The 20,422-nt window shown below is 43.7% G+C and carries 7 protein-coding genes, 4 tRNA genes and 6 rRNA genes; 3 read left to right on the forward strand and 14 right to left on the reverse strand.

The window, feature by feature from the left end; all coding sequences use genetic code 11:
• Positions 1 to 104: 104 nt before the first annotated feature.
• Positions 105 to 1,226 (forward strand): PKD domain-containing protein, encoded by a 1,122-nt coding sequence (locus HWV03_RS20650; RefSeq protein WP_211677738.1) that lies wholly within the window; start codon positions 105 to 107, stop codon positions 1,224 to 1,226.
• 1,802 nt (positions 1,227 to 3,028) lie between these two features.
• Here the strand turns inward: HWV03_RS20650 and HWV03_RS20655 are convergent.
• From HWV03_RS20655 to HWV03_RS20700, 10 genes are all read right to left on the reverse strand, one after another.
• A tRNA-Asp gene (locus tag HWV03_RS20655) sits at positions 3,029 to 3,105 on the reverse strand.
• A 40-nt stretch (positions 3,106 to 3,145) separates the two neighbouring features.
• Positions 3,146 to 3,261 (reverse strand): 5S ribosomal RNA (gene rrf / locus HWV03_RS20660).
• A 141-nt stretch (positions 3,262 to 3,402) separates the two neighbouring features.
• A 23S ribosomal RNA gene (locus HWV03_RS20665) occupies positions 3,403 to 6,294 on the reverse strand.
• 248 nt (positions 6,295 to 6,542) lie between these two features.
• A tRNA-Glu gene (locus tag HWV03_RS20670) sits at positions 6,543 to 6,618 on the reverse strand.
• Positions 6,619 to 6,737: 119 nt separating this feature from the next.
• Positions 6,738 to 8,282 (reverse strand): 16S ribosomal RNA (locus HWV03_RS20675).
• 289 nt (positions 8,283 to 8,571) lie between these two features.
• Positions 8,572 to 8,687 (reverse strand): 5S ribosomal RNA (gene rrf / locus HWV03_RS20680).
• Between the two features lie 141 nt (positions 8,688 to 8,828).
• Positions 8,829 to 11,720: ribosomal RNA gene (locus tag HWV03_RS20685) — 23S ribosomal RNA — on the reverse strand.
• 277 nt (positions 11,721 to 11,997) lie between these two features.
• A tRNA-Ala gene (locus tag HWV03_RS20690) sits at positions 11,998 to 12,073 on the reverse strand.
• 21 nt (positions 12,074 to 12,094) lie between these two features.
• Positions 12,095 to 12,171: transfer RNA gene (locus HWV03_RS20695), tRNA-Ile, on the reverse strand.
• A 76-nt stretch (positions 12,172 to 12,247) separates the two neighbouring features.
• Positions 12,248 to 13,792: ribosomal RNA gene (locus HWV03_RS20700) — 16S ribosomal RNA — on the reverse strand.
• The 16S, 23S and 5S rRNA genes sit together here with 4 tRNA genes alongside, the layout of an rRNA operon.
• Before the next feature lie 670 nt (positions 13,793 to 14,462).
• Here HWV03_RS20700 and HWV03_RS20705 point away from each other — a divergent pair.
• The gene (locus HWV03_RS20705) at positions 14,463 to 14,918 is read left to right on the forward strand and encodes an RNA recognition motif domain-containing protein (protein WP_211677739.1); all 456 of its coding nucleotides are present in this window, start codon (positions 14,463 to 14,465) and stop codon (positions 14,916 to 14,918) included.
• 14 nt (positions 14,919 to 14,932) lie between these two features.
• Here the strand turns inward: HWV03_RS20705 and murI are convergent, their stop codons facing one another.
• Both murI and HWV03_RS20715 read right to left on the reverse strand, forming a co-directional pair.
• Positions 14,933 to 15,721, reverse strand: a complete 789-nt coding sequence (gene murI, locus HWV03_RS20710) for a glutamate racemase (RefSeq protein WP_211677740.1) — start codon at positions 15,719 to 15,721, stop codon at positions 14,933 to 14,935.
• A 128-nt stretch (positions 15,722 to 15,849) separates the two neighbouring features.
• The gene (locus HWV03_RS20715) at positions 15,850 to 17,649 is read right to left on the reverse strand and encodes a TonB-dependent receptor domain-containing protein (protein WP_211677741.1); all 1,800 of its coding nucleotides are present in this window, start codon (positions 17,647 to 17,649) and stop codon (positions 15,850 to 15,852) included.
• 383 nt (positions 17,650 to 18,032) lie between these two features.
• On the opposite strand from HWV03_RS20715, the gene trmA reads away from it, so the two are divergent.
• The gene (gene trmA, locus HWV03_RS20720) at positions 18,033 to 19,133 is read left to right on the forward strand and encodes a tRNA (uridine(54)-C5)-methyltransferase TrmA (protein WP_211673285.1); all 1,101 of its coding nucleotides are present in this window, start codon (positions 18,033 to 18,035) and stop codon (positions 19,131 to 19,133) included.
• 84 nt (positions 19,134 to 19,217) lie between these two features.
• Here trmA and HWV03_RS20725 read toward each other — a convergent pair whose 3' ends face one another.
• A complete protein-coding gene (locus tag HWV03_RS20725) occupies positions 19,218 to 19,580 on the reverse strand; it encodes a DUF1422 family protein (RefSeq protein WP_211673286.1) in 363 nt (120 codons plus the stop codon).
• A gap of 23 nt (positions 19,581 to 19,603) precedes the next feature.
• Positions 19,604 to 20,224 (reverse strand): HTH-type transcriptional repressor FabR, encoded by a 621-nt coding sequence (fabR, locus tag HWV03_RS20730; protein WP_211677742.1) that lies wholly within the window; start codon positions 20,222 to 20,224, stop codon positions 19,604 to 19,606.
• Positions 20,225 to 20,422 lie beyond the last annotated feature (198 nt).

Raw genomic sequence — 20,422 nt, forward strand, 5'->3', positions numbered from 1 at the left:
ATCAAATTGGTACTTCTTATAATCGTTATAATGATAATGTGCTTCCAACCCGAGTAGCCAAGATGGATCTGTTACTCAAAATATAAACTCATGGAAGAAATACGATGAAGAAATTACTACTGGTAGCACTATTATCAACGCTTACAGCTTGCGGTTCTGAGGATGTATTTGATAATGACGATAAGGATGACAAATTAAAAACGATATCATCCGTGAGTTTTTCAGCTACACCTAGTGATATAAACTCACCCATTTATAATTTCAGTTCCGTTTATACCGTAAATGATGTTGAGCAATCCACTGACGACATGACTTTTAACTGGTCAGTAAGCTTAGAAGGTGAAGGACAAGTAACCTCATTATATCCAGAACAAGCACCTCAATATGAGTTTAAAGAAGCTTCCACCTACAAAGTAAAGTTAACTGTAGAGAATCATACTGGAGAAGCTTTAGCTCAGTTTTCAAAAAATTTAACAATCAGTGCAGAAGATATAGCTACACAGCCCCTATCCCCACGCGCAATAATAGGCATTACGGATAGAGCAACAACGGTATATACGTTTAATAGCGATTCCTCTAGCTATAGTGAAGGCTCTTTATCTCAAATTGATTGGGTGATTGAAGGTCAAGAGTTGTCAGGACCTCAAGTCACCCATAGTTTTAGCAAAACAGGGCAACATATTGTTCATTTAAAAGTCACAGCCGAAGATAACACCCAAGCAACAACAGCAACGACTGTTTACGTTGTTGATGAAATAACAACTCCAACTGCAAAGTTAAACTATACAAAGGATAAGTTAGTTGTAAGCTTCGATGCGAGCGAAAGTTCCAACCAAAGCAGCGATATCTCGTCTTATAACTGGGATTTTGGTAATGGAGAATCAGCAACGGGGATTACGGCCTCCGCAACTTACCCATCAGAAGGCCCTTACAACGTGGTTTTAACTGTCGCGAGTAAAGAAGGTGTCACAAATACAAAAACAGAAACAATTAATGTTTACGAAGAAGGCTCTTACGTAACTTGTGATGTATTAACATCCTCTAGCTGGTTGTATAAAAAAACAGATGAACGTCAGTGCTTTAGTACTTCACCAATTACAAGTCGTGCAGCGGCAGAATCCTGGTGCGGAGCGAGAATTCAACAATACATCGATGATTTATCATTTCCCCGTATAAAACCAACATTAACTTGGCAGGTAAGACAGCAAGGTAATAATGAGTGCTAAGTTAGCGAGCAGTCCCAACCTAAAATTAAATGGTTAGTGTTTATCCGAAAGCCTGAATCTTTCGATTCAGGCTTTCGTTGTTGTTGGCAAAGAGAAAGCGGACGGCTTTTTATATACCACAACCCGCGTCACCCTGCGTGATAGGCCGATTATCTTTTTATAAAGAGTCTAACCAACTGAACGACCACTCCGAACAATCTGTATTCTTGTATCCTGAATTTCAGGCACAAAAAAAGCCTCTATTTCTAACAAAAAGTTTTCGATTCAGGCTTTCGTTGTTGTTGGCAAAGAGAAAGCGGACGGCTTTCTACAAACACAACCCGCGAGCCCCTGCGTGATAGGCCGATTATCTTTTTATAAAGAGTCTAACCAACTGAACGACCACTCCGAACAATCTGTATTCTTGTATCCTGAATTTCAGGCACAAAAAAAGCCTCTATTTCTAACAAAAAGTTTTCGATTCAGGCTTTCGTTGTTGTTGGCAAAGAGAAAGCGGACGGCTTTCTACAAACACAACCCGCGAGCCCCTGCGTGATAGGCCGATTATCTTTTTATAAAGAGTCTAACCAACTGAACGACCACTCCGAACAATCTGTATTCTTGTATCCTGAATTTCAGGCACAAAAAAAGCCTCTATTTCTAACAAAAAGTTTTCGATTCAGGCTTTCGTTGTTGTTGGCAAAGAGAAAGCGGACGGCTTTCTACAAACACAACCCGCGAGCCCCTGCGTGATAGGCCGATTATCTTTTTATAAAGAGTCTAACCAACTGAACGACCACTCCGAACAATCTGTATTCTTGTATCCTGAATTTCAGGCACAAAAAAAGCCTCTATTTCTAACAAAAAGTTTTCGATTCAGGCTTTCGTTGTTGTTGGCAAAGAGAAAGCGGACGGCTTTCTACAAACACAACCCGCGAGCCCCGGCGTGACAGGCCGCTTATGGTTTTATAAAGAGTCTAACCAACTGAACGACCACTCCGAACAATCTGTATTTTTGTATCCTGAATTTCAGGCACAAAAAAAGCCTCTATTTCTAACAAAAAGTTTTCGATTCAGGCTTTCGTTGTTGTTGGCGGAGTGCCGGGACTCGAACCCACGAAGCCTTCGGCAGCGTGACAGGCCGCCTTTTTTAGGTAAACAGTCTAACCAACTGAACGACCACTCCGAACAATCTGTATTCTTGTATCCTGAATTTCAGGCACAAAAAAAGCCTCTATTTCTAACAAAAAGTTTTCGATTCAGGCTTTCGTTGTTGTTGGCGGAGTGCCGGGACTCGAACCCACGAAGCCTTCGGCAGCGTGACAGGCCGCCTTTTTTAGGTAAACAGTCTAACCAACTGAACGACCACTCCGAACAATCTGTATTCTTGTATCCTGAATTTCAGGCACAAAAAAAGCCTCTATTTCTAACAAAAAGTTTTCGATTCAGGCTTTCGTTGTTGTTGGCGGAGTGCCGGGACTAGAACCCGCGAAGCCTTCGGCAGCGTGACAGGCCGCCTTTTTTAGGTAAAGAGTCTAACCAACTGAACGACAACTCCGAACAATCTGTATTCTTGTATCCTGAATTTCAGGCACAAAAAAAGCCTCTATTTCTAACAAAAAGTTTTCGATTCAGGCTTTCGTTGTTGTTGGCGGAGTGCCGGGACTAGAACCCGCGAAGCCTTCGGCAGCGTGACAGGCCGCCTTTTTTAGGTAAAGAGTCTAACCAACTGAACGACAACTCCGAACAATCTGTATTTTTTGTATCCTGAATTTCAGGCACAAAAAAAGCCTGAATCTTTCGATTCAGGCTTTTTTTGTTGTTGGCGGAGTGGACGGGACTCGAACCCGCGACCCCCGGCGTGACAGGCCGGTATTCTAACCAACTGAACTACCACTCCGCACAATCTGTGCTAATGTTTCCATCAGTCTTAATTTGGCGCTTGGCGATGCCCTACTCTCACATGGGGAAGCCCCACACTACCATCGGCGTTATTACGTTTCACTACTGAGTTCGGAATGGGATCAGGTGGTACCGCAACACTATGGTCACCAAGCAAATTTGGTTTGCTTTCAAGTTGTATCTTTAAAATCTGAAAAGCTATAAATAAAGAAGTCTTTAAAACCTATCTTTCGATAAATAGTAGTGTTCTGTCTATTCTTAAGTCGATATTTCAATTAATCATACTTTAATTTGTATGGTTAAGCCTCACGGGTAATTAGTACAAGTTAGCTCAATGCCTCACAGCACTTACACACCTTGCCTATCAACGTTGTAGTCTCCAACGGCCCTTCAGGGGACTTAAAGTCCCAGTGAGAACTCATCTCGAGGCCTGCTTCCCGCTTAGATGCTTTCAGCGGTTATCAGTTCCGAACTTAGCTACCGGGCAATGCTATTGGCATAACAACCCGAACACCAGTGGTTCGTCCACTCCGGTCCTCTCGTACTAGGAGCAGCTCCTCTCAATTCTCAAACGCCCACGGCAGATAGGGACCGAACTGTCTCACGACGTTCTAAACCCAGCTCGCGTACCACTTTAAATGGCGAACAGCCATACCCTTGGGACCAACTTCAGCCCCAGGATGTGATGAGCCGACATCGAGGTGCCAAACACCGCCGTCGATATGAACTCTTGGGCGGTATCAGCCTGTTATCCCCGGAGTACCTTTTATCCGTTGAGCGATGGCCCTTCCATTCAGAACCACCGGATCACTAAGACCTACTTTCGTACCTGCTCGACGTGTCTGTCTCGCAGTTAAGCTGGCTTATGCCTTTGCACTAACCACATGATGTCCAACCATGTTTAGCCAACCTTCGTGCTCCTCCGTTACTCTTTGGGAGGAGACCGCCCCAGTCAAACTACCCACCAGACACTGTCCGCAATCCCGATAAGGGACCTACGTTAGAACATCAAACGTACAAGGGTGGTATTTCAAGGTTGACTCCACATCATCTAGCGACAATGCTTCAACGTCTCCCACCTATCCTACACATGTAGGTTCAATGTTCAGTGCCAAGCTATAGTAAAGGTTCACGGGGTCTTTCCGTCTAGCCGCGGGTACACTGCATCTTAACAGCGATTTCAATTTCACTGAGTCTCGGGTGGAGACAGCGTGGCCATCATTACGCCATTCGTGCAGGTCGGAACTTACCCGACAAGGAATTTCGCTACCTTAGGACCGTTATAGTTACGGCCGCCGTTTACCGGGGCTTCGATCATGAGCTTCGACCTAAGTCTAACCCAATCAATTAACCTTCCGGCACCGGGCAGGCGTCACACCGTATACGTCATCTTTCGATTTTGCACAGTGCTGTGTTTTTAATAAACAGTTGCAGCCACCATTTCTCTGCGACCGACAATAGCTTACGGAGCAAGTCCTTCACCATCATCGGCGTACCTTCTCCCGAAGTTACGGTACCATTTTGCCTAGTTCCTTCACCCGAGTTCTCTCAAGCGCCTTAGTATTCTCTACCTAACCACCTGTGTCGGTTTGGGGTACGATTCTCTTATATCTGAAGCTTAGAGGTTTTTCCTGGAAGCCGGGTATCAACTACTTCATCTCCGTAGAGACTCGTCATCAGCTCTCAGCCTTAATGTGCGCCCGGATTTACCTAAGCACACAGCCTACAACCTTAAACATGGACAACCATCGCCATGCTAGCCTAACCTTCTCCGTCACCCCATCGCAATATAAGTGAGTACAGGAATATTAACCTGTTTCCCATCGACTACGCCTTTCGGCCTCGCCTTAGGGGTCGACTCACCCTGCCCCGATTAACGTTGGACAGGAACCCTTGGTCTTTCGGCGTGGAGGTTTTTCACCCCCATTATCGTTACTCATGTCAACATTCGCACTTCTGATACCTCCAGCAAGCTTCTCAACTCACCTTCGACGGCTTACAGAACGCTCCTCTACCATGCAAGAACAAGTCTTGCATCCGTAGCTTCGGTGGTATGTTTAGCCCCGTTAAATCTTCCGCGCAGACCGACTCGACCAGTGAGCTATTACGCTTTCTTTAAAAGATGGCTGCTTCTAAGCCAACTTCCTGGCTGTCTGAGCCTTTCCACATCGTTTCCCACTTAACATACACTTTGGGACCTTAGCTGACGGTCTGGGTTGTTTCCCTTTCCACGACGGACGTTAGCACCCGCCGTGTGTCTCCCGCGATTGAACTTATTGGTATTCGGAGTTTGCAAAGGGTTGGTAAGTCGGGATGACCCCCTAGCCTTAACAGTGCTCTACCCCCAATAGTTAGACGCGAGGCGCTACCTAAATAGCTTTCGAGGAGAACCAGCTATCTCCCGGTTTGATTGGCCTTTCACCCCCAGCCACAAGTCATCCGCTAATTTTTCAACATTAGTCGGTTCGGTCCTCCAGTTGATGTTACTCAACCTTCAACCTGCCCATGGCTAGATCACCGGGTTTCGGGTCTAATCCCAGCAACTATTCGCGCAGTTAACACTCGGTTTCCCTACGGCTCCGCTATTCGCTTAACCTTGCTACTGAAATTAAGTCGTTGACCCATTATACAAAAGGTACGCAGTCACAGAACAAGTCTGCTCCCACTGCTTGTACGTATACGGTTTCAGGTTCTATTTCACTCCCCTCACAGGGGTTCTTTTCGCCTTTCCCTCACGGTACTGGTTCACTATCGGTCAGTCAGTAGTATTTAGCCTTGGAAGATGGTCCTCCCATATTCAAACAGCATATCACGTGTGCCGTCCTACTCGATTTCACAGTAAGGTCGTTTTCATGTACGGGACTATCACCCTGTATCGTGAAACTTTCCAGAATCTTCCACTAACTTCCAAACTGCTTAAGGGCTAGACCCCGTTCGCTCGCCGCTACTAAGGGTATCTCTATTGATTTCTTTTCCTCGGGGTACTTAGATGTTTCAGTTCTCCCGGTTCGCTTCGCAACGCTATGTATTCACGTTACGATACTCTACAAAGTAGAGTGGGTTCCCCCATTCGGAAATCTGTGGATTAACGCTTTTTATCAACTCCCCACAGCTTAACGCAGATTAACACGTCCTTCATCGCCTCTGACTGCCTAGGCATCCACCGTATACGCTTAGTCACTTAACCATACAATCTAAAGTCGACTGTACAATTGAAATAACTAGGTATTATCTAGTTTTTTTCGCCTCAAGAATACTCAAGAACACTATATTGTTATTACCGAAGTAATAACGTGTTTTAAGAACTTCTTTATTTATTCAGCTTTCCAAATTTTTAAAGAGCAATTTGCTAAAAAGCAAAGATAAGCATTCGCTGCTTAGCTTTGATTTTTAATCAGAAAGAAAAAATACTCCATCTTCCTTACAGAAGAAAGATGGTATCCCGTACGAGATTTGAACTCGTGTTACCGCCGTGAAAGGGCGGTGTCCTAGGCCTCTAGACGAACGGGACACTATTTACTTTCTACGTTTGGATTTCATCCCAAACGTTGTCTTATTTTCATAAGACTGTCTTTAACGTTTCTATTCAAGCAATTTGTGTGGGCACTTACAAAAATTAACAACTTTACGTAAGGAGGTGATCCAGCCCCAGGTTCCCCTAGGGCTACCTTGTTACGACTTCACCCCAGTCATGAACCACACCGTGGTCATCGCCCTCCCGAAGGTTAAGCTAATGACTTCTGGTGCAGCCCACTCCCATGGTGTGACGGGCGGTGTGTACAAGGCCCGGGAACGTATTCACCGTGACATTCTGATTCACGATTACTAGCGATTCCGACTTCATGGGGTCGAGTTGCAGACCCCAATCCGGACTACGACGCACTTTATGGGATTCGCTTACCATTGCTGGTTTGCAGCCCTTTGTATGCGCCATTGTAGCACGTGTGTAGCCCTACTCGTAAGGGCCATGATGACTTGACGTCGTCCCCACCTTCCTCCGGTTTATCACCGGCAGTCTCCTTAGAGTTCCCACCATTACGTGCTGGCAAATAAGGATAAGGGTTGCGCTCGTTGCGGGACTTAACCCAACATTTCACAACACGAGCTGACGACAGCCATGCAGCACCTGTCTCATAGTTCCCGAAGGCACCAATTCATCTCTGAAAAGTTCTATGGATGTCAAGAGTAGGTAAGGTTCTTCGCGTTGCATCGAATTAAACCACATGCTCCACCGCTTGTGCGGGCCCCCGTCAATTCATTTGAGTTTTAACCTTGCGGCCGTACTCCCCAGGCGGTCTACTTAATGCGTTAGCTTAAGAGCCCAGTTCTCAAGGAACCAAACTCCGAGTAGACATCGTTTACGGCGTGGACTACCGGGGTATCTAATCCCGTTTGCTACCCACGCTTTCGCATCTGAGCGTCAGTTACTTGCCAGGTGGCCGCCTTCGCCACTGGTATTCCTTCAGATCTCTACGCATTTCACCGCTACACCTGAAATTCTACCACCCTCTCAAGAACTCTAGTTTGCCAGTTCGAAATGCAGTTCCCAGGTTGAGCCCGGGGCTTTCACATCTCGCTTAACAAACCGCCTGCATGCGCTTTACGCCCAGTAATTCCGATTAACGCTTGCACCCTCCGTATTACCGCGGCTGCTGGCACGGAGTTAGCCGGTGCTTCTTCTGCGAGTAACGTCACAGCAGTAGAGTATTAATCTACTGCCTTTCCTCCTCGCTGAAAGTACTTTACAACCCTAAGGCCTTCTTCATACACGCGGTATGGCTGCATCAGGGTTTCCCCCATTGTGCAATATTCCCCACTGCTGCCTCCCGTAGGAGTCTGGACCGTGTCTCAGTTCCAGTGTGGCTGATCATCCTCTCAGACCAGCTAGGGATCGTCGCCTTGGTGAGCTCTTACCTCACCAACAAGCTAATCCCACTTGGGCTCATCTAGTCGCGAGAGCTTTCAAGAAGAGGCCCCCTTTCACCCGTAGGTCGTATGCGGTATTAGCAGTCGTTTCCAACTGTTGTCCCCCTCGACTAGGCAGATTCCCAAGCATTACTCACCCGTCCGCCGCTCGACGCCAGAATAGCAAGCTATTCTTCGTTTCCGCTCGACTTGCATGTGTTAAGCCTACCGCCAGCGTTCAATCTGAGCCATGATCAAACTCTTCAATTAAAAGTTTTTTGACTAATCAACGTTGTTGATTAAGTCGGCTCAATGAATTCTGTACTTCAACAACAAACCGAGGTTTGTTGTTTATAAAACCAAATCTTTCGATTTAATTTAATGTTCACAATTACATTGATATAATTTTTGGTCATTATATCTCTGCAAGTGCTCACACAGATTGCTTGAATAAATTGTTAAAGAGCATTGGCGTGTTAAACACGGCAATTTTCAAATATCACTCAAGGAGTGTTATCTGAAAATTGCTGTAACTATCGTTACAACAATTTAATTTGGCGCTTGGCGATGCCCTACTCTCACATGGGGAAGCCCCACACTACCATCGGCGTTATTACGTTTCACTACTGAGTTCGGAATGGGATCAGGTGGTACCGCAACACTATGGTCACCAAGCAAATTTGGTTTGCTTTCAAGTTGTATCTTTAAAATCTGAAAAGCTATAAATAAAGAAGTCTTTAAAACCTATCTTTCGATAAATAGTAGTGTTCAATCTATTCTTAAGTCGATATTTCAATTAATCATACTTTAATTTGTATGGTTAAGCCTCACGGGTAATTAGTACAAGTTAGCTCAATGCCTCACAGCACTTACACACCTTGCCTATCAACGTTGTAGTCTCCAACGGCCCTTCAGGGGACTTAAAGTCCCAGTGAGAACTCATCTCGAGGCCTGCTTCCCGCTTAGATGCTTTCAGCGGTTATCAGTTCCGAACTTAGCTACCGGGCAATGCTATTGGCATAACAACCCGAACACCAGTGGTTCGTCCACTCCGGTCCTCTCGTACTAGGAGCAGCTCCTCTCAATTCTCAAACGCCCACGGCAGATAGGGACCGAACTGTCTCACGACGTTCTAAACCCAGCTCGCGTACCACTTTAAATGGCGAACAGCCATACCCTTGGGACCAACTTCAGCCCCAGGATGTGATGAGCCGACATCGAGGTGCCAAACACCGCCGTCGATATGAACTCTTGGGCGGTATCAGCCTGTTATCCCCGGAGTACCTTTTATCCGTTGAGCGATGGCCCTTCCATTCAGAACCACCGGATCACTAAGACCTACTTTCGTACCTGCTCGACGTGTCTGTCTCGCAGTTAAGCTGGCTTATGCCTTTGCACTAACCACATGATGTCCAACCATGTTTAGCCAACCTTCGTGCTCCTCCGTTACTCTTTGGGAGGAGACCGCCCCAGTCAAACTACCCACCAGACACTGTCCGCAATCCCGATAAGGGACCTACGTTAGAACATCAAACGTACAAGGGTGGTATTTCAAGGTTGACTCCACATCATCTAGCGACAATGCTTCAACGTCTCCCACCTATCCTACACATGTAGGTTCAATGTTCAGTGCCAAGCTATAGTAAAGGTTCACGGGGTCTTTCCGTCTAGCCGCGGGTACACTGCATCTTAACAGCGATTTCAATTTCACTGAGTCTCGGGTGGAGACAGCGTGGCCATCATTACGCCATTCGTGCAGGTCGGAACTTACCCGACAAGGAATTTCGCTACCTTAGGACCGTTATAGTTACGGCCGCCGTTTACCGGGGCTTCGATCATGAGCTTCGACCTAAGTCTAACCCAATCAATTAACCTTCCGGCACCGGGCAGGCGTCACACCGTATACGTCATCTTTCGATTTTGCACAGTGCTGTGTTTTTAATAAACAGTTGCAGCCACCATTTCTCTGCGACCGACAATAGCTTACGGAGCAAGTCCTTCACCATCATCGGCGTACCTTCTCCCGAAGTTACGGTACCATTTTGCCTAGTTCCTTCACCCGAGTTCTCTCAAGCGCCTTAGTATTCTCTACCTAACCACCTGTGTCGGTTTGGGGTACGATTCTCTTATATCTGAAGCTTAGAGGTTTTTCCTGGAAGCCGGGTATCAACTACTTCATCTCCGTAGAGACTCGTCATCAGCTCTCAGCCTTAATGTGCGCCCGGATTTACCTAAGCACACAGCCTACAACCTTAAACATGGACAACCATCGCCATGCTAGCCTAACCTTCTCCGTCACCCCATCGCAATATAAGTGAGTACAGGAATATTAACCTGTTTCCCATCGACTACGCCTTTCGGCCTCGCCTTAGGGGTCGACTCACCCTGCCCCGATTAACGTTGGACAGGAACCCTTGGTCTTTCGGCGTGGAGGTTTTTCACCCCCATTATCGTTACTCATGTCAACATTCGCACTTCTGATACCTCCAGCAAGCTTCTCAACTCACCTTCGACGGCTTACAGAACGCTCCTCTACCATGCAAGAACAAGTCTTGCATCCGTAGCTTCGGTGGTATGTTTAGCCCCGTTAAATCTTCCGCGCAGACCGACTCGACCAGTGAGCTATTACGCTTTCTTTAAAAGATGGCTGCTTCTAAGCCAACTTCCTGGCTGTCTGAGCCTTTCCACATCGTTTCCCACTTAACATACACTTTGGGACCTTAGCTGACGGTCTGGGTTGTTTCCCTTTCCACGACGGACGTTAGCACCCGCCGTGTGTCTCCCGCGATTGAACTTATTGGTATTCGGAGTTTGCAAAGGGTTGGTAAGTCGGGATGACCCCCTAGCCTTAACAGTGCTCTACCCCCAATAGTTAGACGCGAGGCGCTACCTAAATAGCTTTCGAGGAGAACCAGCTATCTCCCGGTTTGATTGGCCTTTCACCCCCAGCCACAAGTCATCCGCTAATTTTTCAACATTAGTCGGTTCGGTCCTCCAGTTGATGTTACTCAACCTTCAACCTGCCCATGGCTAGATCACCGGGTTTCGGGTCTAATCCCAGCAACTATTCGCGCAGTTAACACTCGGTTTCCCTACGGCTCCGCTATTCGCTTAACCTTGCTACTGAAATTAAGTCGTTGACCCATTATACAAAAGGTACGCAGTCACAGAACAAGTCTGCTCCCACTGCTTGTACGTATACGGTTTCAGGTTCTATTTCACTCCCCTCACAGGGGTTCTTTTCGCCTTTCCCTCACGGTACTGGTTCACTATCGGTCAGTCAGTAGTATTTAGCCTTGGAAGATGGTCCTCCCATATTCAAACAGCATATCACGTGTGCCGTCCTACTCGATTTCACAGTAAGGTCGTTTTCATGTACGGGACTATCACCCTGTATCGTGAAACTTTCCAGAATCTTCCACTAACTTCCAAACTGCTTAAGGGCTAGACCCCGTTCGCTCGCCGCTACTAAGGGTATCTCTATTGATTTCTTTTCCTCGGGGTACTTAGATGTTTCAGTTCTCCCGGTTCGCTTCGCAACGCTATGTATTCACGTTACGATACTCTACAAAGTAGAGTGGGTTCCCCCATTCGGAAATCTGTGGATTAACGCTTTTTATCAACTCCCCACAGCTTAACGCAGATTAACACGTCCTTCATCGCCTCTGACTGCCTAGGCATCCACCGTATACGCTTAGTCACTTAACCATACAATCTAAAGTCGACCGTACAATTGAAATAACTAGGTATTATCTAGTTTTTTTTCGCCTCAAGAATACTCAAGAACACTATATTGTTATTGCCGAAGCAATAACGTGTTTTAAGAACTTCTTTATTTATTCAGCTTTCCAAATTTTTAAAGAGCATTTGCTAAAAAGCAAAGTTTTCGTCTCTAACCCTGAATTTTAGAGTTAAAAAAACCAAAGTTAAGTCGCTTGCTATACATAAGCAGATTTAACTTTGGTCTCTTCCTGAGAACATGATGTGGTGGAGCTATGCGGGATCGAACCGCAGACCTCCTGCGTGCAAGGCAGGCGCTCTCCCAGCTGAGCTATAGCCCCACATCATTGTGGCTAGTAAATTGGTAGGACTGAGTAGATTTGAACTACCGACCTCACCCTTATCAGGGGCGCGCTCTAACCAACTGAGCTACAGTCCTACTGACATTTACTATGTCTTTAATTTCTCTATTCAAGCAATTTGTGTGGGCACTTACAAAAATTAACAACTTTACGTAAGGAGGTGATCCAGCCCCAGGTTCCCCTAGGGCTACCTTGTTACGACTTCACCCCAGTCATGAACCACACCGTGGTCATCGCCCTCCCGAAGGTTAAGCTAATGACTTCTGGTGCAGCCCACTCCCATGGTGTGACGGGCGGTGTGTACAAGGCCCGGGAACGTATTCACCGTGACATTCTGATTCACGATTACTAGCGATTCCGACTTCATGGGGTCGAGTTGCAGACCCCAATCCGGACTACGACGCACTTTATGGGATTCGCTTACCATTGCTGGTTTGCAGCCCTTTGTATGCGCCATTGTAGCACGTGTGTAGCCCTACTCGTAAGGGCCATGATGACTTGACGTCGTCCCCACCTTCCTCCGGTTTATCACCGGCAGTCTCCTTAGAGTTCCCACCATTACGTGCTGGCAAATAAGGATAAGGGTTGCGCTCGTTGCGGGACTTAACCCAACATTTCACAACACGAGCTGACGACAGCCATGCAGCACCTGTCTCATAGTTCCCGAAGGCACCAATCCATCTCTGGAAAGTTCTATGGATGTCAAGAGTAGGTAAGGTTCTTCGCGTTGCATCGAATTAAACCACATGCTCCACCGCTTGTGCGGGCCCCCGTCAATTCATTTGAGTTTTAACCTTGCGGCCGTACTCCCCAGGCGGTCTACTTAATGCGTTAGCTTAAGAGCCCAGTTCTCAAGGAACCAAACTCCGAGTAGACATCGTTTACGGCGTGGACTACCGGGGTATCTAATCCCGTTTGCTACCCACGCTTTCGCATCTGAGCGTCAGTTACTTGCCAGGTGGCCGCCTTCGCCACTGGTATTCCTTCAGATCTCTACGCATTTCACCGCTACACCTGAAATTCTACCACCCTCTCAAGAACTCTAGTTTGCCAGTTCGAAATGCAGTTCCCAGGTTGAGCCCGGGGCTTTCACATCTCGCTTAACAAACCGCCTGCATGCGCTTTACGCCCAGTAATTCCGATTAACGCTTGCACCCTCCGTATTACCGCGGCTGCTGGCACGGAGTTAGCCGGTGCTTCTTCTGCGAGTAACGTCACAGCAGTAGAGTATTAATCTACTGCCTTTCCTCCTCGCTGAAAGTACTTTACAACCCTAAGGCCTTCTTCATACACGCGGTATGGCTGCATCAGGGTTTCCCCCATTGTGCAATATTCCCCACTGCTGCCTCCCGTAGGAGTCTGGACCGTGTCTCAGTTCCAGTGTGGCTGATCATCCTCTCAGACCAGCTAGGGATCGTCGCCTTGGTGAGCTCTTACCTCACCAACAAGCTAATCCCACTTGGGCTCATCTAGTCGCGAGAGCTTTCAAGAAGAGGCCCCCTTTCACCCGTAGGTCGTATGCGGTATTAGCAGTCGTTTCCAACTGTTGTCCCCCTCGACTAGGCAGATTCCCAAGCATTACTCACCCGTCCGCCGCTCGACGCCAGAATAGCAAGCTATTCTTCGTTTCCGCTCGACTTGCATGTGTTAAGCCTACCGCCAGCGTTCAATCTGAGCCATGATCAAACTCTTCAATTAAAAGTTTTTTGACTAATCAACGATGTTGATTAAGTCGGCTCAATGAATTCTGTACTTCAACAACAAACCGAGGTTTGTTGTTTATAAAACCAAATCTTTCGATTTAATTTAATGTTCACAATTACATTGATATAATTTTTGGTCATTATATCTCTGCAAGTGCTCACACAGATTGCTTGAATAAATTGTTAAAGAGCATTGACAACAACGCTTTGCGTCGTAGTCAGGCTGCGTATTCTACGCAAACCAATTTCGAAGTCAAGTGCATATTTGCACTTTATTTCAGGAGGTTAAAAAGTAACTTTCGATACTGATAAACACCTTTACTTAGCGGCTACTGCCGTGTCAGTGAGGTCGCATTATAGAGAGATAGCTGATGATGACAAGCATTTTCATATAAAAACACGAAAGATAATATTAATAACAACTTACTACCAGCTTATACACAGAGTAACCATTTATATTTGAATGAATGCAATATTTTTGTTTGTATTTCATACATTTTTTGACAAAATAAGACACAGCTATGATTTTTTGTAGCTTTTTATTGATACATTGAGACTGATTGTCGCTCTTCTAGATATTAGTTACTATTAGGGACAAGAGTAACAATTGATGAATTATTCTTTAATATTAATCACTTATGTTTTTTCAGAGGTTCTTTAAAACGATGGGCTTTTCAACTTTATCTAATGCAACTCGAGCATCCATTATTTCGGTAGCGATTGCAGCAATTGGTTTTGCAGCGCTTTCCTTTATAGGAAATACAATACCAGCGCCTATTGCGTTTGCTATTGGTGCAATTATTACTGGTATTACAATTAAATTCACAACACCTTCATCTTCAGACAGCGTAGCTGTAGAGACAACGACATTATACGTAGGGAACTTACCTTACCGAGCAAATGAAACATCAGTACGTACATTGTTTGCAGAACATGGTCAGGTATTATCAGTTCGCTTAATGAAAGATAAACATACAGGTAAACGTCGTGGTTTTGGTTTTGTAGAAATGCCAGAGGCTGACGCGAAAGAAGCAATTCAATCGCTTAACGATGCAGAATATCAACAACGGACATTAAAAGTACGTGAAGCAAATGAACGCACGGTTCATTCTGCTGAATAATTTGTTTCATTAAATTATACGTCTATATATAAAGGCTGGCTTAACCCTATTTCATTAAATAGGCAAGTCAGCTTTTTTTGTGCCTGTATTTTGGTACAAAACGCTTTTCCACCATCATTGTCACCACCAAAAAGCACACTATCGCCGAGGATATGTTTAACACGAGATGCGATAGCCATCCCTGAATCGATAAATTTAATATGCTCACCAACAATCAGCCCTAACTCCTCAGCTAACAGCGGGAAGTGAGTACAGCCCAATACAACAATATCAGGACTATTAATAGCAACGGTCCATTTTGATACAACCTTTTTTATTTCATCTAAGTCAACAGGTTTACCATATAGTTTGTTTTCAGCTTGTAACACAAGACTTGTTGTTCCAATCATGTCGATCTCACAGTCTTGGGCATGCTCACTTACAAGTAATTGCGTATAGTCTCGAGAAACAGTGCCAGGCGTTGCCAACAAACCTATTTTTTTCTTTCGACTTTGTAATGCTGCGGGTTTTATTGCGGGTACAACGCCAACAAAAGGAATAGGAAAACGTTTACGTAAAGCGGGTAGTACTAATGTACTCGCAGAGTTACATGCGATAACAACAAGGTCAGGGTTGTACTCTTCATACATATGTCCGATTAACTGGCAAACACGCTCGATAAGAAACTCAGGTTCAAGTTCACCATAAGGGAAATACTTATTATCAAACAAGTAAAGATAATCAGCGTTTGGTAATTGCTCTTTGATTGCTTTATATATAGATATACCACCTACACCAGAATCAAAAATCAATATCTTACTCATGTATCAGCCATTCGGTTATTACAAAAGGCTTATGATAATCAAGGGGGGAATAAATTGAAACAATCCAGTATAAAAGAAAACAAAAAGGATGGTATTAAATAATCAGATACCATCCTAAAAATACTTACTTAGAAACTATATTTACCTGATACGTAAACAGAACGATCAGCTGTTGCATAACCATACGCTGTTTCATATTGTTCATTAAATAAATTTTCAATGCGAGCAGAAAGAGTCAACTCGTCTGTAACAAAAAATTGTGCCGATGCATTAACTAAGCTATAAGCATCAAGAGTATTAGATCCATCAATTCTCTCGCCTTGATATAGATACTGCAGAGACCAATCTATATTATTAGTGCTAATAATACCTTGCCACTTTGCTTTATGTTTGGCTCTTCTAGATAACTCATTACCTTTAGCATCATGCGCATCTAGGTACTCTAAAGAAATATTATTTGATAATATTCCAAGATCAAAGCCTAATCCCAGCTCCGCACCTTGTAATACACTTTCACCATCAACATTATCGTAGACACTATTTGGCCAACCGCCAATATAAGTGATCATATCTGACACTTCATTTCGATAAACTTGCAGAGATAAATCAAATAATTCTTCAGTTACACTCAGACCTAATTCATAGTTAATAGCCTCTTCAGGTTTCAAGTCCTGATTTGCACTATTTGAATGTAATTCATTTAAGCTTGGCGCTTTAAATGCCGTACTAACTGAAGCTTTTAGCTGGTACGCACGATTTATCTGCCAACCACTGCCGACGCTCCACGTATTATGAGTTCCATAAAATTCATTATCATCTAGTCTAACCGCACCTTCAAAAGTAAACGATTGATAAGACGTAACAATATTTGAAAACACACCCGCATTTCGACGCGAGTCATCAGAACTGCCGCCATACGCATACATTTCTTCATCGCGCCAATCAACGCCGCCTGATAGCGTCGAATTATTAAGAGTATATGTCGCTATCCAGTTTGCATCCTGTTGCTTGTAATTGTTCGCACCATCACTATCTGATGATTTATCAGAGCCCGCATCATAATCATACGTATCTTGTTCTGAAATTCGGTATTGGAAACTAGATGTTATTGCATCCTTGTTATATTTAATACCAACATCAGCAGCTAGATTACTTATCCAAGATTCTCTCTTTGCTCCTGAGCTATCGTATTCGTATGTATTCTGATAATAACGCGACTGGACATAAGCACTCCAACCTTTAGAAAACTTATGATCTAAAGCAACGAGGTAACTTTCGCTATCAAATCCGTGCGTGTCTCCAGCATTAGCAGCCTGAGGTTTTACATTATAGCCATCTGTAGTTTCATAATTTGCACTTAACTTAACCTTAGTATTATCGCCAATACTAAAAAGTGAATATAAATTACCTTCGATATAATCATCACTACCAACACCAGCTGTTAATGATGTGCTACCCTGTTGATGGCCTGATTTAGTAATAATATTGATTACACCAGACACGGCCTCCGAACCATATACAGCAGCTCTAGCACCACGAATAAACTCTATTCTTTCAACCTGATTAATTGGAATTTGGTTAAAATCAAGAGAGCCGGATACTGACGTTACCATACGAATTCCGTCAATGAGTACTAACGCATGATCTGACTCACCACCGCGAATAAATACGCTTGCTAGTTGTCCTCTACCACCGTTAACACCGATATCTACTCCTGGTAGCATACGAAATACATCAATAACAGATTTAGCTTGTGTGAGTTCAATATCATCACGAGTGATTATGCTTACAGGCGCAAGTACATCAGCAACAGCTTGTTCAATACGGTTGGCAGTAACTACTGTTACTTCTTCATTATTGGTAGTAGATGGATCTTGGGCAAGAGCAGCAAACGGCAGTAATGCAGTTGCTAAGAGTTTTTTAGACATTGTAAATTTTTCCTATTTACGCGTAGAAAAATAAGCCGAATCATTCAGCAAAATTGAGTATTTATTATTTTATTAATTACTCAGGTTCCTATTGGAGACCGGCCTTAAGTGCTAAGCACTATCACCGTTGCGCGACAGGTCCAGAATCTAACTGGATTCCCCCAATAAATGTATGTTACTAAACTAGAGATTTACTTCTACAAGTAATAACAAAAAAAAGTATAGAGTCATGTGAGATAAATGTATATTTATAATTCGGTTATTTATATTTTCAAGATAAGGTAAGGTAAGTATCGAACTGAAGGTAAAATATGCTGGACAAACTCTATTTGGGTCTTACAATCCCTACTCTTTTGTTTAGTATCTAACTACGGTGAGCCCACATGATCGAAATGCACCCCGACAACTACCAATCACAGCTTGACGATAAAGCAGCTCGTCAACGTGACACATTTAAAAAATTCTCACCACCTGAATTAGAAGTCTTTGACTCTCCGGCAGAGAACTATCGTTTACGTGCTGAATTTCGTGTTTGGCATGATGGCGACGATCTTGACTACATCATGTTTGATAAAGAAACTAAGCAAAAAATAAAAATCGATTATTTCCTGCCTGGTAGTAAATTGATTAACGAGATAATGCCAGCACTGATTTTGGAACTAAAAAAATCAAACTTATTGCGTTTCAAACTTTTCCAAGTCGATTTTTTATCAACACTAAGCGGTGAACTGTTGGTTAGCTTACTTTACCATCGTCAATTAAGTGATGAATGGATCACTGAAGCGAAAGCATTAAAAGAAAAACTAAGTGAACGCTTCAATATCGACATTATTGGCCGTGCTAGAAAACAAAAGGTCGTATTAGATCGTGAATTCGTGGTTGAAGAACTTAACGTTGCGGGTAAAAAATTAAAATACAAGCAAGTTGAAAACAGCTTCACGCAACCAAACGGTATCGTCAATCAGAAAATGCTTGAGTGGGCATTAGACGTAACTAAAGATTGTAGTGGTGATTTACTTGAGTTGTATTGTGGTAATGGTAATTTCTCTATCGCATTAGCACCAAACTTTGAAAAAGTATTAGCGACAGAAATATCTAAATCATCAGTGCAGTCTGCACAATACAATATCGCCGAAAACGGATTAGACAATTTAACTATCTTACGTTTATCTGCAGAAGAATTTACAATTGCGATTAATGGTGAACGAGAGTTCAACCGCCTTAAAGATGCAAAAGTTGATTTAACGACATTTAATTGCAACACTATTTTTGTCGATCCTCCACGTGCAGGTTTGGATGCTGACACAGTTAAAATGGTGCAAGAATACGATAATATCGTTTATATTTCTTGCAGCCCAGAAACATTGAGTGACAACCTCGAAGCATTAAGTCAAACGCACAATATCGACCGCTTTGCATTGTTCGATCAATTTCCGTATACCCACCATATTGAATCAGGTGTGTACTTAACGAAAAAGAGCTAACGAAAAGTTAACTCAACATTAATTTGAATAGATAAAAGCTCGTTAACAACATTGTTGCTAACGAGCTTTTTTATAAGTCCGATATTATGCCTGTTTTTTAGATCTGAACACACCGATGGTTTTTGCTACCCAAGCAGATAGACCTAATACCAATATCAAGGGGAAGAAATTACTGCCTAACTCAGGATATTCCATACGTACAAATGTCGTGTATATCAAAACACCAATAACAAACAAACCTAATGACGATTTGCTTATATGGCTTTCAATAGCGCTAGTCATATAAACTTGATACCAATTATAAGCCACCAGCACTAATGCAATGAGCGGAAAAATACTGAATGGAACTTCACTTGTCGTTAACGTTGCTAATGTTGCGTTACCACATAAGCCTGCTAAAAAGGCAAAGTATAATGGTTTATAACCCGCTTGATTCTTTGTCGTCATTTAAATACCTCAATGTTCAAAGTTTACAGCGCAATACCTCTTGTCATTTTTAATACCGCTGCACCTTTTGCAATCATTCTCAATTGCATTATAGTACGGTCAGACAATATTCGACGTTCTTCGTTCGATAAATCTAACGCTTCAGCCCCCGCATTAAAAACAATTGTGACCATTGCCTCAGATTGAATCGTCGCTTCATCACGGCTTAGTTTACTTGCGAGTTCAATATAATCGGTTAGCTCAGCGCTAAAGTGACGTAATTCTCTAGATACCGCAGCTCGAAAGGCTGCCGATGTACCAGAACGCTCACGCAATAAAACTCGAAAAATATTTGGATTTTGTTCAACAAACTCCATAAATGTTTCTACAGAGGTTTTGATCACGCTACCACCAGTTTCAATACGTTGTCGTGCTTGACGCATCAGCTGTCTTAATGTCAGCCCTCCTTCATCAACCATGGTTAAGCCCAACTCTTCCATGTCGCAAAAATGGCGATAGAAAGACGTAGGTGCGATCCCAGCTTCACGTGCAACTTCACGTAAGCTTAAATTTGAATAGCTTCGTTCTGCAGTCACGAGTCTGAATGACGCGTTGATCAGTGAACGGCGGGTTTTTTCTTTTTGCTGAGCTCTAATTCCGGTCATAATTTAAATGTCATTCATTAAGGGGTAGGGATTGTTAACATTGATATTATAATACTACTTTCAACATTATCAGCAACTAACTTATTTTTATCGTTTTTAAGACAGGTACAAATACGTTATAAACAAACCTAAAAACAGAGCTTGTAAATAATTATTTACAAACTCCAACTTAAAATAAACTCCGCATAAAATATCATC

The organism is Moritella sp. 36 (assembly GCF_018219415.1).
Classification (GTDB): Bacteria; Pseudomonadota; Gammaproteobacteria; order Enterobacterales; family Moritellaceae; genus Moritella.

Excerpts from the sequence above, each read along its gene's own strand:
- HWV03_RS20650 (WP_211677738.1), top strand. The coding sequence starts at position 105 with ATGAAGAAATTACTACTGGTAGCACTATTATCAACGCTTACAGCTTGC.
- HWV03_RS20705 (WP_211677739.1), top strand. The coding sequence starts at position 14,463 with ATGGGCTTTTCAACTTTATCTAATGCAACTCGAGCATCCATTATTTCG.
- murI (WP_211677740.1), bottom strand. The coding sequence starts at position 15,721 with ATGAGTAAGATATTGATTTTTGATTCTGGTGTAGGTGGTATATCTATA.
- HWV03_RS20715 (WP_211677741.1), bottom strand. The coding sequence starts at position 17,649 with ATGTCTAAAAAACTCTTAGCAACTGCATTACTGCCGTTTGCTGCTCTT.
- trmA (WP_211673285.1), top strand. The coding sequence starts at position 18,033 with ATGATCGAAATGCACCCCGACAACTACCAATCACAGCTTGACGATAAA.
- HWV03_RS20725 (WP_211673286.1), bottom strand. The coding sequence starts at position 19,580 with ATGACGACAAAGAATCAAGCGGGTTATAAACCATTATACTTTGCCTTT.
- fabR (WP_211677742.1), bottom strand. The coding sequence starts at position 20,224 with ATGACCGGAATTAGAGCTCAGCAAAAAGAAAAAACCCGCCGTTCACTG.